The organism is Colwellia sp. RSH04 (assembly GCF_003545765.1).
GTDB lineage: Bacteria > Pseudomonadota > Gammaproteobacteria > Enterobacterales > Alteromonadaceae > Colwellia.
Window position 1 is genome coordinate 177,596 of sequence record NZ_QXIO01000007.1, and the last position, 17,053, is coordinate 194,648.

Sequence of the window (17,053 nt, forward strand, 5' to 3'; positions counted from 1 at the left end):
CCTTATTAAGCGTTAACTTTTGCCGCGCTAAGTTTTTCAACAAGCTGTGCAAGCGCTTGACCACGATGGCTTAGTTTGTTTTTAATGTCGCGCGGTAATTGTGCAGAAGTCATGTTTAATGATGCTTGCCAAAACACGGGATCGTAACCAAACCCTTGTTCACCATGCTTTTCGTTTGAGATTGAACCCTGCCAGACACCGTGGCAAATAATTGGTGTAGGATCATGCTCATGTTTCATGTAAACCAGCACACAATGAAAGCGAGCAGTGCGGTTGGGGTTGGCGACTTCAGATAATTCATCAAGTAATTTATTGGTATTATCATCATCTGTTACGTTTTCGCCAGAGATATCAATGGCATAGCGTGCTGAATAAACACCTGGTGCTCCGTTAAGTGCATCCACTTCTAAACCTGAATCATCAGCGATAGCTGGCAAGCCTGTTATTTTGGCTGCATGGCGAGCTTTGATGATGGCATTTTCTACAAAGGTAGTACCTGTTTCTGCCACATCAGAAACGTTAAATTCACTTTGTGGTACAACAGTAATATTATGATCAGATAATAAAGCAGCAAGTTCATTAACTTTACCTTGATTACCCGTGGCGAGAACAACTTTAGACATGACATTTTGCTTTGATAATAGGGTGAACTGAGTATTTTAACGCAATTTAAAGTGAGTTGGAAAACTTTGCCAAAAAAAAGAGCTATTTTTAGCTCTTTTAATTATATTTATTCTGTCTTGGTTTTCAGCGAATTTTAGTTATCGCTAAAAACTAGTCAGCGTAGAATTTTTGCGAGAACTTTAATCGTTGCTCTTCTTTACCATCAGTTATGGTTAAATCGAAATGAATAGTTTCTTCATTGTTATAACTAACCTGTGCTAAGTAATATATAGCGCTACCTTCTTTTACTTCTGTAAATTCAAGGGGCTTAAATTGACCTACGTTATTCTTTGCTTTACCTGAAATGCTTACTGACTTTGCCGGCGTTCCTTTTTGTGTATTATCAAGCACAGAAATGTTAACTAAGCCATTGAATCGGCTACGGGTAATACCATAGGCTTTTGCAATTTCAGGCGTAAAAAACGTTGAGCCAATTGCCATATAATGAACATTCATATTGCCAAGCTTCTTCATATTTTCAGCTTGAGCAGTCGGTGAGCTTAATGTTGAGATAATAAGTATTAATGCTGATATAAATATTTTCATGATGTGCTCCAGAAATAATGACTAACAGGCAGTTTTATACCTAGTGTTAAGTATAGAACTACCTGTTTAATTTAGTAAGAGGATGGGGGTTTTACTATCATCCTAAGTTTCGCAAGCAGGATTAAATTGAAGCCCAATAGGGAAGTGATCCAGCCAGTAAAATATTAATGACATTCATCGCTAAAAAAGCGGCTAATAATGATAAATCTAAACCGCCGATATTAGGGATAATAGCGCGAATAGGTCTTAAAAAAGGTTCGGTTAATTGGTGCAATATCATTAACGTAGCATTATATCCCTGAACAACCCAGCTCATTAGTGCCATAACAATCATAATAACAAAGAGCAAGAAGCCTGCTTGTTTAATGAGTACCAGTAAACCAATGTAAAAAGCGAGTACACCTAAACTTTCCCCAGCAAGAGCCGCTAGCGTTACAAACTTAAGTGTGGCGATAGCATAAGCAAGCAGTAATGTTGCTATGTCTAGGCCACCAAAGCCGGGGATAACACGGCGAAGTGGTACCACAAGCGGGTTACTCACTTTAACAATAAACTGACTCAAAGGATTGTAAAAATCAGCTTTTACCCATTGTAACCATACGCGAATGATAAGAATCATTAATAAGGCGTCAAAAGCAAATCTAAGCAAATATATTATTGCTTCCATAGGAATAAAGTCTCCGAATAAAACATATTTTTCATTTGTCGCTGTAAGCATAAATAAAAAGCGTACAGATAACCATGGTTAACTTTGTAACAATTAGCTTAATTACTGCTTTTTGCCATTTCTTGTGCTCGAGTTAAGGCGGCTTGCATAGATTTAGCTACCATTTCTTCAATACCTTGCTTTCTAAATGTTTCTAAAGCAGCAAAAGTTGTCCCGCCTTTAGAGGTTACATTTTCACGAAGCTGACTAATGGCTATTGGACTATGTTCTACCATTTGAGCAGCACCTAATGCGGTTTGCTGTACTAATAAGCGGCTTTCTTGCTCAGTAAAACCAAACTGTTGTGCTTGTTTTTGCATAGCTTCCATAAATAAGAAAAAATAGGCAGGGCCAGAGCCTGCAACCGCAGTAATTTCATTGATTTTATCCTCACTATCTACCCAGATAACTTCACCAACGGCCGACATAAGCTTATTGGCCGCTGCTTTTTCTGCTTCGTTGACTTCTATGGAGGCAAAAAGTCCGCTCATGCCTAAGCCTAACTGTGAAGGTGTGTTAGGCATTGTTCTGACAACGCTAACTTTTGCGTTAAGCGCGGCTTGCATATTTTCAATAGTTGTACCTGCTGCAACAGATAAGAAAAGTTTATTACTAATGTTTACTTTTTTACTGATATCTTGACAAACTTGCTCAATAAAATGAGGCTTGACAGAGAGTACAATGATATCTGCAAACTCAACCGCATCAATGTTACTTGCTGTTTGATTAATACCAAACTCTTTTGCTAGGGCTAATCTTTTTTCTGGAGAAGGGTTTGCCACAATGATGTTTTTTGCTGGAACGCCTGAGTTGACTAACCCAATGATGATTGATTTGGCCATATTGCCAGCACCAATAAAGGCTATTTTATTTAACTTTTGCTTATCCATAAATTTACTACCTGTTTTGCGTATGATGTTTTAGAGTTATTTGTTATTGCGTTGACCAAATATCGCGGTACCAATTCGTACCATAGTGGAATCATGCTCTATCGCTATGGCAAGATCATTAGACATACCTAATGATAAAGTATCAACACTGACATAACGAGATTTTAATTCACTGAAAAGTTGTGACATTTCCTGATATATCGCTTTGTTAGCATTTTTTTCAGGAATTGCCATCAGGCCACGCAAGGTTAAATTATCACACTGATTTACGACCTCTGCTAAAGCAAATATTTGCTCGGGTGATATGCCTGATTTAGTTTTTTCTTCGCTAATATTCACTTGTAAACAAACGTTTAGCGGGGTAAGGTGACTTTCATTTTCATTGATAGCATCTTTGCGATGATCATTGAGACGTAAAGCAATTTTTTCTCTGTCTACACTATGTACCCATGAGAAATGGCTAGCAATTTGTTTTGTCTTATTAGATTGAATAGGGCCAATATAATGCCAGCATATTTCTTCTAGGTGAGAAAGATGTTCTACTTTTTCTAGAGCTTCTTGTAAATAGTTCTCACCAAAATGATGTTGGCCAGCTTGGTATGCTTGTTCGATATCTTCAATGGGCTTAGTTTTACTAACAGCTAATAGCTGTACTGAATTAACTAATCGGTTATTTAGTTGGCAAGCTTGGGTAATTTGCGCTTTAATTTTATCAAGATTATCTTTAATGTTTATCATGTTTAGTTGTTAACCTTTCCACTTAAAAAATACTGAGGTTTTTATGGATATTACCGAATTACTTGCATTTAGTGTGCAGCATGACGCTTCTGATTTACATCTATCAACAGGCACCCCACCTTCTATTCGCGTAGATGGTGATGTACGTAAGCTCAATATCCCCGCTTTTGATGCAAAAGATGTTAATGCGTTGGTCTATGATATTATGAATGACAGGCAACGCAAAGAGTATGAAGAAAATTTAGAGGTCGATTTCTCGTTTGAAGTGCCAAACCTTGCTCGATTCAGGGTAAATGCCTTTAATCAAAATAGGGGGCCTGCGGCAGTATTTCGTACTATCCCAAGTAAAATATTAACGCTTGAAGATTTAGGCTGTCCTGATATTTTTAGAGATATTTCTGATACCCCGCGCGGATTAGTGCTAGTAACAGGGCCAACAGGCTCTGGTAAATCGACCACCTTAGCGGCAATGGTCGATTATATTAATGATCAAAAGCATGATCACATCCTGACGATTGAGGATCCTATCGAATTTGTTCATGAAAATAAAAAATGCTTAATTAACCAGCGTGAAGTTCACCGTGATACCTTAAGCTTTGAAGCCGCGTTACGCTCAGCACTTCGTGAAGATCCAGATGTTATTCTTGTTGGTGAAATGCGTGATTTAGAAACCATTCGATTAGCCATGACCGCTGCCGAAACGGGTCATTTGGTGTTTGGTACCCTGCATACGACCTCAGCACCTAAAACGATTGACCGTATTATTGATGTATTCCCCGGTGAAGAGAAATCGATGGTACGTTCAATGTTATCAGAGTCACTCCGTGCAGTAATTTCTCAAACATTAATCAAAAAAGTAGGCGGTGGTCGGGTTGCTGCTCATGAAATTATGATTGGTGTTCCAGCGATTCGAAACTTAATTCGTGAAGATAAAATCGCCCAAATGTACTCTGCAATTCAAACGGGTATGTCTCATGGTATGCAAACCATGGATCAATGCCTACAAAATTTGGTTAATAGAGGCATGATTACCCGTCAAGATGCGATGGAAAAAGCCGTTGATAAAAACCAGTTCTCTGGATATTAAATATAGAGTAGTGCGATATGGGCAAACTCTAATGTGTTTTGTTATAAACGTGGTGTTGGTTTGAACGCTCAATTATTGGTGTTCAAACTCACTGCAACATGAAAAAAAGGTAATGGAATGAAGTTTCATCAATTATTAATGAAAATGGTGCAAGAAGATGCATCTGATATGTTTGTAACCGCTAAATTACAAGTAAGCGCTAAAATAAATGGTGAGTTACAACCTATTGATGATGAGCCATTAACAGCTGAAGAGTCTTTATCATTAGTTCATGATGCAATGAATGAAAAGCAAAAGCAGCAGTTTGATCAAGAGAAAGAATGTAATTTTGCTATTGAAATTGAAGGTATTGGTCGTTTTCGTGTTTCTGCTTTTTGGCAGCGCGATATGGCAGGTATGGTCATTCGTCGTATTGTAACTGATATTCCTGATGTTGATGATTTAGGTTTACCGTCTGTTCTTAAAGATGTGGTGATGACAAAGCGTGGTTTGGTACTTTTTGTAGGTGGTACTGGTACCGGTAAGTCGACTTCTATGGCCGCATTGATTGGTTATCGTAACCGTAATTCTCGAGGGCATATTCTTACCATTGAAGACCCTGTGGAATTTGTGCATGAGCATGGTAAAAGTATGATAACGCAACGTGAAGTTGGATTAGATACTGAATCATTTGATGCAGCTCTGCAAAGTTCATTGCGCCAAGCGCCTGATGTTATTTTAATTGGTGAGATCCGTAGTAAAGAAATTATGGAGCATGCGTTAAGTTTTGCCGAAACAGGGCATTTATGTATTGCTACGCTGCATGCTAATAATGCTAACCAAGCAATAGATCGTATTATGCATTTAGTCCCAGCAGATCAACATGGAAAGCTACTTTTCGATTTAGCGTTAAACCTTAGAGGGGTTGTAGCACAGCAACTTGTACCAACAAAAGATGGAAATAGCCGTGTTGCTGCGATTGAAATATTATTAAACTCACCATACGTCAGTGAGTTAATTAAAAAAGGTGAAATTGGTGGTATTAAAGAGGTCATGGAGAAATCTAATGAACTTGGTATGCAAACCTTTGATCAGGCTTTATTTAATCACTACCAACAAGGTTTAATTACATATGCTGATGCTCTTCACCATGCTGATTCACCGAATGACTTGCGATTAATGATAAAATTACGTAGTAATGAACAAGGTGGTACTGGCGGTTTATCTGGTGTGACTTTAGATGGGTTTGAAAATGATGATGTTTGATATCAACCCGAATAATAAAGAACTTTCTTAGGAAGCATGTAAAGGCTAATTTATTAGCCTTTTTTGATCTTATTACTTAACTTTTTGCGATACTGCAAGGCTATGACTTTTAAAATATCTCGCCAGGTTATTATACCAATCGCTTTGTCTTTCTCATTGGTAATGGGTAAACAAGAAATATGGTTATCATGAAAGAGCAAAACCGCTTCATTTATTGATTGATCTTTTTTAGCGCTAATTAAATCTCTAGACATAATTTGATGAACTTTTTGTTGAGCAAAAGTAATGTCTCTTGGTGTTTCTTTGCTAGTGCCTATTGTAGGGCTAAGTTGTTTAAACAAATCCCTATCAGTAATCACACCTGCTAATATACCGTCATCATCATTTATAAGAATATGGTGGATATTATGGGTTGCAAAGATATCTTTTGCTTTATTTAAGTCGTCATCTAATTGTAATGATATAACAGACTTTGTCATCAACGTTTCAATTTTCATTGTAGTAATTTCTCTACTTTTCAAACGATTAAAAGTTAAGTTAACTGTTTTTTAAGTATAGTGCCAAAAAACTTCGCAACAAGAAAGACTAATTACCATTATACCTCATCGGATCAGATGATTTAGCTTTCACATAATGCTATCTTGATGTCATATCTTAGATAAGTCATTGCTGATGAGGAGTAACATGGCAGAGAATAGCTATACGCAAGCTGATGAAACTAAAGAAATATCGAATATTAATCATATTTTTTCTGATCAACAAGCAGCATTCAAAGGGCAACGTTATTTATCATTGTCAGAAAGAGTTAATGACCTTCAACAGCTTAAATTAGCAATAAAGTCATTTAAAGATCCTTTAATAGAAGCGTTATCTCAAGATTTTTCTGGTAGAAGTGCAGGTGACAGTAAGATGGCGGATATCATGCCAACTATCATGGGCATAGATTATACCATCAAACATTTAAAGAAATGGATGAAGCCTGCTAAGCGCCATGTCGGCGCATTATTTCAGCCAGCTAAAGCATTTGTTGTATATCAACCGTTGGGGGTTGTAGGAATTATCACCCCATGGAATTACCCTGTCTTTCTATCTATAGGGCCACTAACAACAGCATTAGCGGCGGGTAATCGCGCTATGGTTAAAATGTCAGAGTTTACACCTGCTACTAATGAGGTTATTCGTTCAATGCTAGCGAGTGTTTTTCCTCAAGAAAAAGTGGCAGTGATCACTGGGGGCATTGAAAGTGCCAGTCATTTTTCAGAGCAAGCATTTGATCACTTACTTTTTACTGGCTCAACACAAGTCGGTAAAAAAGTGATGGCCAGTGCCGCGAAAAACTTAACTCCTGTCACCTTAGAGCTTGGTGGAAAGTCTCCAGCAATTATTGATACTGAGATTGATATCAGCGTTGCCGTTTCACGTTTGTTATTAGGCAAAACTCTTAATGCAGGGCAAACCTGTGTTGCTCCTGACTACGTATTGTGCCCCGACGAAAAAGTTGAAGAGCTAATTCATGAACTGAAAGTGCAGTTTAATAGCATGTACCCAAATTTTGCTGATAATGAAGACTTTACCTCTATTATTAATCAAGCTCAATTTGACCGTTTAGAGCGAAGTTTAGCCGATGCTGTCGATAAAGGTGCGATAATCACCTCTTTGGCCAATTATTCTCAACGTAATGGTAAAGCCATAGAAAATAATCGAAAAATGCCATTGCGTGTCGTAACGAATGTCACTGATGAAATGCAATTAATGCAAGAAGAGATCTTTGGCCCAATCTTACCTATTGTAAGTTTTAAAACCTTTGAGCAAGCATTAAGCTATGTGAATGATAGACCAAGACCTTTAGCAATATATTTATGTAGTTTTGATGAAAATAGAAAGCAACAGGTTCTTCAAGAAACTCATGCAGGCGGTGTTTGTATCAATGATGCAGCAGTGCATGTTGCACAAGATGATTTACCTTTTGGTGGTATTGGCCCTTCAGGAATGGGGCAATATCACGGGCATGAAGGCTTTTTAACTTTCTCAAAAGCAAAGCCTGTGTTTGAAAAGGGTAAGTTTAACAGCGCTAAAATGGCATATCCTCCTTATGGAAAATGGATTCACAGATTGATGGATAAACTATTTTTGTCATAAAAGCTTCATTTTATTGTGTTACTTATAAGGGGCTGTTGATCTTTCGCGATTAAATTTTGTTCGAGCTAAAAGCGTTTTATTCGCGGCGAGTAGTGTGTAGCTTAGTCATTCTAAGCAAATACTACTCAACAAAGCATAAAATGCTTTTAGCCGAATCCTTCGGACAGCGTTTGTTGGTCATTTTTACGGCGTTATCGCCTTTTTATGTGGAATAACCACATGACAAAGGCTCTGCCTTGTACAAATACCCAACAAAAAGCTGCAAAAATAACCCCGAAAGATCAACAGCCCCTAAATAATCGATTATTAAGAAGGATGATATTGATAGTTTGAATTATGATATTTAATTTTATTTGTCTAATTGTCTGTCATCATTAAACTGCAGCCCTTTAAATATAAAGTGTTATAGGGTTGATAGCTGCCACTAAAATTAATTGTTTTTTAAGTATTTTAGTCAGTCTTTGGGTGTGTCACAAAAGTGTCATATTACTGTCTTATAATTGCCTCGTTATTTAAAATTAACGAGGTTGGCTCAGTGACAAGTGTTGCACGCTCTTCAAATACAAGAAAAATTAAAAACTCATTAGCAAAATGGCTAATTACGTTAGGTGGTATTAGTGTATTATTCACATTAGTGCTTATTTTTATGTACCTTTTGTACGTGATTAAACCTATTTTCGAATCGGTTAGCATTGAACCCGATATGTCTATAGCACTGAGAACTGATAGTAAAGTGCTAAGTACTGGTGTCGATGAGCTAAAAGAAGTCGCATTTCAAATTACCTCATCAGGTAATATAGAATTCTTTTCATTGCTAGAAGATGAGCAAGCACCTGCTGGTAAGCTGTTACTATCTGAACGACTGATTGATACTACGGATAGTCTCAAGTTAGTTGAGGATGCAGGGCAAGATAAAAAGTTATTGCTAACAGAGCAAGGTCAGGTATTTGTTGTAACACCACAATTTACTGCTCAATATGACAATGATAGCCGTAAAATTATTCCAAGTATTACTTATCCTATTATCAATTCATCGATTCAAGTTGATGAACATGCGCAAAACTTCACTCAATTAGCTTTTGCTATGGATGAGGAAAAGGCAGTATTTGTCGGCTTTACTCAAGATAAGCGTTTAATAAAAACGAGTTTAATTAGCGAAGATGAATTTGGTGAAGAAGATGGTGAGTTTGAAACTATTTTTCAAGAAATAGATTATTTAGCTCATCATATTGATGATATAGCAATTTCTCCTGATTTAACTATGGTATTTGTGCGAAATGAATCACATGTTTCTGTGTTTTCATTAGATGACGACGATATTGTTGAAGAAAAAGCGCAAATTAATGTGGATTTTTCTAATAGACCTGATGCAAAGCTAACCGCTATGGCACTTCTATCAGGTGGTAGCTCTGTTTTATTAGGCGATAACCAAGGACAAGTGAGTCAATGGTTTGAAGTCTCAACTGAACAAGGTCGTCAGTTTCAACAAATTAGAACATTTGATGCCGGCAATGAAGCTATTGCTAGTATAAACACCGAACAGTTTCGTAAGAGTTTTTACACGTTAACAGATACCGGTAATATGGGAGTTTTCTTTACCACCAGTGAAGCTGAACTTTGGCAAGGTAATATTGCCAAGAAACATCCAACTGCTTTTGCTATTTCCCCTCGTTCTGATGCCATTGCCATTGCTATGTATGATGAGCAAAAGTCTTCAACAATTTTAGAATTATTTAATGTACACAATGAGCACCCAGAAGTTACTTGGCAAGCGCTTTGGCAAGAAGTTTGGTATGAAGGTTACCCTGAGCCCGATTATATCTGGCAATCTACTTCAGGCTCTGATGATTTTGAAGCGAAATTTTCGTTAGTACCTATCTCATTTGGCACAATTAAAGCGGCTTTGTATGCCATGCTTTTTGCAGTACCAATTGCGCTTACCGCAGCAATCTATACCGCTTATTTTATGACCCCTGGGTTAAGAAAGAAAGTTAAACCAACCATTGAATTAATGGAGGCTTTACCAACAGTTATATTAGGTTTCTTAGCGGGCTTATGGTTAGCGCCAATCATGGAAAAATATTTACCAGCAATCTTTTTATTATTTTTATTCTTGCCGTTGGCAACCATATTAACTGCTTTTGTATGGCATAACCTTTCAAGAGATTTAAAAGAGAAAATTCCAGAAACATTAGCCCCAATTATTTTAATCCCTGTATTAATTGGCGCAGCTTATTTAGCATTTACCTTGTCACCATTATTTGAAAGTGCATTTTTTGGTGGCGATATGCGTCAGTATATTACCAATGATTTAGGTATAAACTTTGATCAACGTAATGCGTTAGTTGTGGGTATTGCGATGGGGTTTGCGGTAATACCTACCATTTTCTCTATGGCTGAAGATGCAATCTTTAGTGTACCTAGTCATTTAACTAGTGGCTCATTAGCACTAGGTGCGACTCAATGGCAAACCTTAATTAAGGTCGTTTTACTTACGGCAAGCCCAGGTATATTTTCTGCGATAATGATGGGACTTGGCCGCGCGGTGGGTGAAACAATGATTGTACTGATGGCAACAGGTAATACACCAATTCTAGACTGGAGTATTTTCCAAGGCATGAGAACACTTGCCGCTAATATCGCGGTAGAAATGCCAGAGTCTGAAGTGGGTAGTTCGCATTATCGAATATTGTTCTTAGCTGCCTTTGTGTTATTCGTTTTTACCTTTATTTTCAACACAATGGCTGAGTTTGTTAGACAGCGGTTACGTGATAAATATAGCTCAATGTAGACTTAATCCGTTAGGTTAATAATTAACGCAATGAGTTTTTATTGCACAAACAAATTTATGAATTAAAGAGTTTTGTTATGAATACATGGTTTAAGTCAGGCTCACCTTGGGTATGGTTATCTGCCGGTGGTGTGAGCATTAGTTTAATTTCTGTGCTAGGTCTGTTGTGGCTAATTGCCTCAAAAGGTTTATCTTATTTCTGGCCTAGTGAGTTGTATCAATTCGATATGCTTGACGAGCATGGCAAGCAATCCGTTGTTATTGGTGAAATTTATGATCGTGAGCAGATCCCAGTAAGTCAACTTGCTCACTTAAATTTGAAATTAGCCAAAGATCAAGAAGTGATAGAGCGACTTCTCGTAAAAACAGGTAACCGTGAATTAGTCAGTTTAGATTTTCGCTGGATTTTAAGTACTAATATAACTAAAACGTCAAAACCGAAAGACTTAGCCGTTGTTGAACGAAGAACTAACGGTAACTTTTATGGTTATATTGATAGCTTAGTTTTAGATGGCAAGCCTGTTGATACAGAAAAACTACCTGAGTTGCTTGAGCGTGTTGAACAATTTCAAGCGGAGATTGAAGAACTACAAAAGGTAGATATTGGTGCAATTAACTATCAGCTTGAAAGCCTTCGCTTAAAGACCAAAAGCTTAGCCTTGAAAGATAAGCTTACTGTTAGCAAGCAAAAAGAAATTGATGATGAGACACAAGCATTAAAAGAGGAATATCAAACATTAGAGCAAAACTTAATGGCGTTAAGAGATCAAATCTCTCGCGACCATATTGTTATGCGTGCAATGGATGGACAGTTAGTAACCATTAATTTTGAACATATTTTACAGGTAAACTTTAATAATCAATTAGGCTTTTTTGATAAATTTGCTTTGTTCTTAAGCCAAATTGGTGGTTTTCTTATGGATGACCCACGTGAAGCGAATACGGAAGGTGGCGTATTTCCAGCTATTTTCGGTACTGTACTTATGGTACTACTGATGACGGTGATTGTGTCGCCTTTTGGTGTTATTGCTGCAATTTACTTGCATGAATATGCCGGTAAAAATGCCCTGACAAAGTTATTGAGAATCGCAGTAATCAACTTAGCTGGTGTACCGTCAATTGTTTACGGTGTATTTGGTCTTGGTTTCTTTGTTTATATGGTCGGTGGTTCATTAGATCAATTATTCTACCCTGAAGCATTACCAAGCCCTACATTTGGTACACCGGGTGTACTATGGTCTGCTATTACGTTAGCGATACTCACTTTACCGGTTGTTATTGTTTCAACAGAAGAAGGGTTATCTCGAATTCCATCTGCAATGCGCCATGGTAGTTTAGCTCTAGGAGCTACCAAAGCTGAAACCTTGTGGCGTATTATTTTGCCAATTGCTAGCCCTGCAATTATGACAGGTATTATTTTAGCTATTGCTCGCGCAGCGGGTGAAGTTGCACCGCTAATGTTAGTAGGGGTTGTTAAAATGGCACCTAACCTCCCATTAGATGGTAACTTTCCTTTCTTACATTTAGATAGAAAGTTCATGCACTTAGGGTTCCATATTTATGATGTTGGCTTTCAAAGCCCGAATGTTGAGGCAGCAAGACCGCTTGTTTATGCAACCGCCTTATTACTCGTTACGATTATCGTTGCGTTGAACATGACCGCGGTATCAATACGAAACAAGTTACGTGAAAGATATAAGATGTTAGAGCATTAGTTAACATCACGACATTAATAAAAGAATTTAAATTAGTTAAATAGCTATAAGAGTAAAATATGATTTCTGTTACCCCCAAGGCGTTATCTGCGGATGCCCACAAATTAGATTTAACCAAGTTGACTAGTGAACAAACGGCGCTAGATATAAAAGGGTTAAACCTTCACTATGGCAAAAAGCAAGCGTTACAAGATATCACTATGTCTATTCCTAAAGGTCAAGTGACTGCCTTCATTGGTCCTAGTGGTTGTGGTAAATCAACCTTGTTACGCTGTATTAATCGTATGAATGATCTCGTCGATGGTTGTCATATTAGTGGTGAGATAAATTTACACGGTGAGAATATCTACGGTAAGCATGTTGATATCGCTTCTTTAAGACGAAAAGTTGGTATGGTATTTCAGCGACCTAACCCATTTCCAAAGTCTATTTATGAAAATGTTGTTTATGGTTTGCGTATTGCCGGTGAAAATAATCGCCGAGTATTAGATGATGCAGTCGAAAAATCATTACGCAGTGCCGCTTTATGGAATGAAGTAAAAGACAGGTTACACGAAAGTGCATTAGGCTTATCGGGTGGTCAACAACAGCGTCTTGTCATTGCTCGAGCCGTTGCTATAGAGCCTGAGGTTTTATTATTGGATGAACCAACATCAGCACTTGATCCTATCTCTACATTAACTATTGAAGAATTAATTAATGATTTGAAAAAACAATTTACTGTAGTCATTGTTACGCACAACATGCAGCAAGCTGCCAGAGTTTCAGATCAGACCGCTTTCATGTACATGGGGGATTTAATTGAATATAACGATACCAATACGTTATTTACTACCCCAATGAAGAAGCAAACAGAAGATTATATTACTGGTCGATACGGCTAATTATTTAAGGAGTTTTACATGGATAATTTACATATTGGCCGTCATATATCAGGTCAATTTAATGAAGACTTAGAACGTGTCATTAATAACGTTATGCAAATGGGCGGCTTAGTTGAAAAACAGTTAACTGATGCATTAACAGCTGTGCATAATACCGATGAGGTGCTAGCACAAGAAGTGTTGAACAATGATTATCAAATTAACGCTTATGAAGTTAGCATTGATGATGAATGCACTCGCATTATTGCAAAGCGACAACCTGCAGCAGGTGACTTACGTTTAATTATGGCAATTGTTAAAACGATTGCTGATTTAGAGCGTATTGGTGATGAAGCCGAAAAAATAGCGCATGTTGCCTTAGAAAGTTTTTCATCTAAACAGCAAGATTTATTAGTAAACCTAGAAAACTTAGGTCGTGGTGTTTTAGAGTTTTTGCACCTGACTTTAGACGCTTTCACTCGTATGGATTTAGATGCCGCAATTAAAATTCATCAGATGGATGATAAAATTAATCGTGAATATGAAGCGTTAATGCGCCAACTGATGACCTACATGATGGAAGATCCAAGAGCTATTCCACAAGTTATGACAGTGATCTGGTCTGCAAGGGCTTTAGAGCGTATTGGTGATCGATGTCAAAACATCTGCGAATATATCATCTACTTTGTTAAAGGCAAGGTAGTAAGACATACCACAGCCGAAGCCGTTAAAAATTTAACATCAGAATAAAGTATATAAATTTCATGCTGTTAGTTAATGCCTCTGAAAGTTGTTAACTAATACATTCAACTACCGTGTTAGGAATGCTGATTTCTATTAAAATTAAGCTACTATTAGCATTTAACTTTAATAGTTAAATGCGTTACTATCCGCGGCGAATAACAATAACGAGAGTTTTTATCTCCTGGAAACATAATTATGGCCAGAAATACTATATTAGGCGTTTTTGCAAAATCTCCTATAAAACCATTAGAAAAGCACATACAAATTGTTGTTAAGTGTTCTAAACAATTAATTCCTTTTTTTGATGCCTGTGTTGCAGAAAACTGGAGCGAGGCGACGAAAATTCGTCGTAAATTATCAAAACTAGAGCAAGATGCTGATGCACTTAAACGTCAATTGCGTTTAGAGTTACCTGGCGGATTATTTATGCCTGTTGATAGAGCAGATCTTCTTGAGCTATTAACTCAACAAGATAAAATCGCCAATAAAGCGAAAGATATCGCGGGTCGCATTCTTGGAAGAAAGTTACAAGTTCCAACCGTATTGCAAGAAGAGTTTGCCACTTATCTTTCTCGTTGTATTGATGCAACAGAAAAAGCAGCTGAAGCGATTAATGAATTAGATGATTTATTAGAAACGGGTTTTAAAGGCCGTGAAGTAGAATTGGTTGAAAAAATGATTGCTCAATTAGATGCCATTGAAGATGACACGGATGTATTACAGATTAGTTTACGTAAAAACTTATTAGCGATTGAAAAGGATTTAAATCCAGTTGATGTAATGTTTTTATATCAAATTATAGATTGGGTTGGTGATTTAGCCGATCTTGCTGAACGTGTTGGTGCACGTTTAGAAATTCTTTTAGCTCGAAAATAAGGTTTAACTGATGGAAATTTTACTTAACTATGGTTCAACCTTAGTCATTATGGCTGCCGTTGTTGGCTTTTTTATGGCGTGGGGTATCGGTGCTAATGATGTAGCGAATGCAATGGGTACGTCAGTAGGTTCAAAAGCGCTAACCATTAAGCAAGCCATTATTATTGCCATGATCTTTGAATTTGCTGGAGCTTATTTAGCAGGTGGTGAAGTCACCTCGACTATTCGTAAAGGCATTATTGATGCAAGCTATTTTGTTGATACGCCAGAGTTACTCGTTTTTGGTATGATTTCAGCGTTATTTGCTGCCGCTACGTGGTTATTAATTGCTTCTGCACTGGGCTGGCCTGTATCTACAACGCACTCTATTGTTGGTGCTATTGTTGGTTTTGCTGCCATGGGTGTTAGTGTTGATGCGGTAACGTGGAGTAAAGTTGGTGGTATTGTAGGTAGTTGGATAATCACTCCGTTAATCTCTGGTGTTATTGCCTTTATTATATTTAATAGCGCACAAAAATTAATTTTTGATACCGAGAAACCATTAAAACAAGCCAAGCGCTGGGTGCCGCTTTACATGTTCCTTGCTGGTTTTGTTTTAGCTTTAGTAACAATCAAAAAAGGTTTAAAGCACCTTGATTTACATATTGGTGGTATGGAAGCCTATCTATACGCTATCTTAACTGCTGCTATTGTTGCAGTTATTGGTAAAGTCTTTATTGCACGTCTTAAGTTTGATGAAAATGTCGCTAAAGAAGCACATTATGTTAATGTAGAAAAAGTCTTTGCTATCTTAATGGTAGTTACTGCTTGTTGTATGGCTTTCGCGCATGGCTCTAATGATGTGGCAAATGCGATTGGCCCATTAGCTGCGGTAGTAAGTATTGTTGGTAATGAAGGTCAAATTGTTGCTAAATCTCCGCTAGCATGGTGGATTTTACCACTAGGTGGTTTTGGTATCGTTGCCGGTCTTGCTTTGTTTGGTCATAAAGTTATTGCTACGATAGGTAAAGGTATTACACACTTAACACCAAGTCGTGGTTTTGCTGCTGAATTAGCTGCTGCATGTACGGTGGTTATTGCTTCAGGTGCTGGCTTACCAATTTCTACAACACAGACTCTCGTTGGTGCCGTGCTAGGTGTGGGTATGGCGCGTGGTATTGCTGCAATTAACTTAGGCGTAGTAAGAAATATTGTCGTATCTTGGGTTATTACTTTACCTGTTGGTGCGGGTCTATCGATTATCTTCTTCTGGATAATGAAAAGTATGTTTACATAATACTTTTTAAGCGTTTATCTGGTCTGTCTTAATTATGACCCGTCAAAGTATGGGTCATAACAAATGCGAGACAATCAGATACAAAAAAGCCGCAACGTCTGTTGCGGCTTTTTTGTATCTTGTTTGGTTTGCTAGTTCCGTGTTGTCACTTCTAAAAGGTGGTAGCCAAACTGAGTTTTAACTGGGCCTTGAACTTTATTAAGTGGGGCTGAGAAAACTACTTTGTCAAACTCTGGTACCATTTGCCCTGGGCCAAAGCTACCTAAGTCACCACCTTGTGCATTAGATGGGCAAGTAGAGTGATTTTTTGCCGCTTCAGCAAAATCTTTACCTGCTTCTATCTCTGCTTTAATAATCAAACATTCTTCTTCTGTATCGACCAACAGATGGCGTGCGGTTGCTTGAGACATACTTCCTTCCTACTTATTAATATTATTATTTGATATAGCCAGATTAAATTTACGACGAGATATTTAGCTATATACACAATCGTACATAGTCACCATAACTTATCTATATACAGAAAGAAAGCATGACATTATGCTAGTTTTTCTACTTGTAAAAATTGTATTATGAATTTGTTAACAAGGTGATGAGCGTAAATGAAAAATGATTCACTAAACTTAATGGTGCATAACTGCATTGCAAATTATGCTTATTGAAATAATTAATTAACCCGAGATCTGCATAAGCATTGTATATTTTAAAGTCGAGATACTTTTATGCTCGGCTTTTTATCTTTAAATGTATACGCAATCAGTCCAGCCATTAGGT

The 17,053-nt window shown here is 37.4% G+C and carries 16 protein-coding genes and 1 pseudogene; 10 read left to right on the plus strand and 7 right to left on the minus strand.

Annotated features, from left to right (window positions below; genetic code table 11):
* Positions 1–5: 5 nt before the first annotated feature.
* From rdgB to D1094_RS13180, 5 genes are all read right to left on the minus strand, one after another.
* Positions 6–623, minus strand: a complete 618-nt coding sequence (gene rdgB, locus D1094_RS13160; RefSeq protein ID WP_118960574.1) for an RdgB/HAM1 family non-canonical purine NTP pyrophosphatase — start codon at positions 621–623, stop codon at positions 6–8.
* A gap of 151 nt (positions 624–774) precedes the next feature.
* The gene (locus tag D1094_RS13165) at positions 775–1,209 is read right to left on the minus strand and encodes a DUF4426 domain-containing protein (RefSeq protein ID WP_118960575.1); all 435 of its coding nucleotides are present in this window, start codon (positions 1,207–1,209) and stop codon (positions 775–777) included.
* A 121-nt stretch (positions 1,210–1,330) separates the two neighbouring features.
* A complete protein-coding gene (locus tag D1094_RS13170; RefSeq protein WP_259337959.1) occupies positions 1,331–1,927 on the minus strand; it encodes a YggT family protein in 597 nt (198 codons plus the stop codon).
* A 47-nt stretch (positions 1,928–1,974) separates the two neighbouring features.
* The gene (gene proC, locus D1094_RS13175) at positions 1,975–2,805 is read right to left on the minus strand and encodes a pyrroline-5-carboxylate reductase (protein WP_118960576.1); all 831 of its coding nucleotides are present in this window, start codon (positions 2,803–2,805) and stop codon (positions 1,975–1,977) included.
* A 36-nt stretch (positions 2,806–2,841) separates the two neighbouring features.
* Entirely contained in the window at positions 2,842–3,543 is a 702-nt protein-coding gene (locus D1094_RS13180) for a YggS family pyridoxal phosphate-dependent enzyme (protein ID WP_118960577.1), read from the minus strand.
* 43 nt (positions 3,544–3,586) lie between these two features.
* Here D1094_RS13180 and D1094_RS13185 point away from each other — a divergent pair, with 43 nt between their 5' ends.
* Complete coding sequence (locus D1094_RS13185) at positions 3,587–4,630, plus strand: type IV pilus twitching motility protein PilT (protein ID WP_118960578.1); 1,044 nt, start codon at positions 3,587–3,589, stop codon at positions 4,628–4,630.
* Positions 4,631–4,747: 117 nt separating this feature from the next.
* The gene (locus D1094_RS13190; protein WP_118960579.1) at positions 4,748–5,875 is read left to right on the plus strand and encodes a PilT/PilU family type 4a pilus ATPase; all 1,128 of its coding nucleotides are present in this window, start codon (positions 4,748–4,750) and stop codon (positions 5,873–5,875) included.
* A gap of 53 nt (positions 5,876–5,928) precedes the next feature.
* Here D1094_RS13190 and D1094_RS13195 read toward each other — a convergent pair whose 3' ends face one another.
* A complete protein-coding gene (locus tag D1094_RS13195; protein ID WP_118960580.1) occupies positions 5,929–6,372 on the minus strand; it encodes a CBS domain-containing protein in 444 nt (147 codons plus the stop codon).
* Between the two features lie 187 nt (positions 6,373–6,559).
* On the opposite strand from D1094_RS13195, the gene D1094_RS13200 reads away from it, so the two are divergent.
* The 8 genes and pseudogenes from D1094_RS13200 (at position 6,560) to D1094_RS13235 (ending at position 16,279) form a co-directional block, all read left to right on the plus strand.
* Entirely contained in the window at positions 6,560–8,014 is a 1,455-nt protein-coding gene (locus D1094_RS13200; RefSeq protein WP_118960581.1) for a coniferyl aldehyde dehydrogenase, read from the plus strand.
* Positions 8,015–8,106: 92 nt separating this feature from the next.
* Positions 8,107–8,313: pseudogene (locus tag D1094_RS18960) on the plus strand (hypothetical protein).
* Between the two features lie 236 nt (positions 8,314–8,549).
* Entirely contained in the window at positions 8,550–10,805 is a 2,256-nt protein-coding gene (locus D1094_RS13210) for a phosphate ABC transporter permease (protein WP_404851484.1), read from the plus strand.
* A 77-nt stretch (positions 10,806–10,882) separates the two neighbouring features.
* The gene (gene pstA, locus D1094_RS13215; protein ID WP_118960582.1) at positions 10,883–12,520 is read left to right on the plus strand and encodes a phosphate ABC transporter permease PstA; all 1,638 of its coding nucleotides are present in this window, start codon (positions 10,883–10,885) and stop codon (positions 12,518–12,520) included.
* 59 nt (positions 12,521–12,579) lie between these two features.
* Positions 12,580–13,404 carry a phosphate ABC transporter ATP-binding protein PstB gene (gene pstB, locus D1094_RS13220; protein ID WP_118960583.1) on the plus strand — a complete coding sequence of 275 codons (825 nt, stop codon included), beginning with the start codon at positions 12,580–12,582 and terminating at the stop codon, positions 13,402–13,404.
* A gap of 18 nt (positions 13,405–13,422) precedes the next feature.
* The gene (phoU, locus tag D1094_RS13225) at positions 13,423–14,133 is read left to right on the plus strand and encodes a phosphate signaling complex protein PhoU (protein WP_118960584.1); all 711 of its coding nucleotides are present in this window, start codon (positions 13,423–13,425) and stop codon (positions 14,131–14,133) included.
* Positions 14,134–14,322: 189 nt separating this feature from the next.
* Positions 14,323–15,003 carry a TIGR00153 family protein gene (locus D1094_RS13230; protein WP_118960585.1) on the plus strand — a complete coding sequence of 227 codons (681 nt, stop codon included), beginning with the start codon at positions 14,323–14,325 and terminating at the stop codon, positions 15,001–15,003.
* 10 nt (positions 15,004–15,013) lie between these two features.
* On the plus strand, positions 15,014–16,279 hold the full coding sequence (locus D1094_RS13235) for an inorganic phosphate transporter (RefSeq protein WP_118960586.1): 1,266 nt from the start codon (positions 15,014–15,016) through the stop codon (positions 16,277–16,279).
* Positions 16,280–16,410: 131 nt separating this feature from the next.
* Here the strand turns inward: D1094_RS13235 and D1094_RS13240 are convergent, their stop codons facing one another.
* A complete protein-coding gene (locus D1094_RS13240) occupies positions 16,411–16,689 on the minus strand; it encodes a peptidylprolyl isomerase (RefSeq protein WP_118960587.1) in 279 nt (92 codons plus the stop codon).
* Positions 16,690–17,053: the final 364 nt, after the last annotated feature.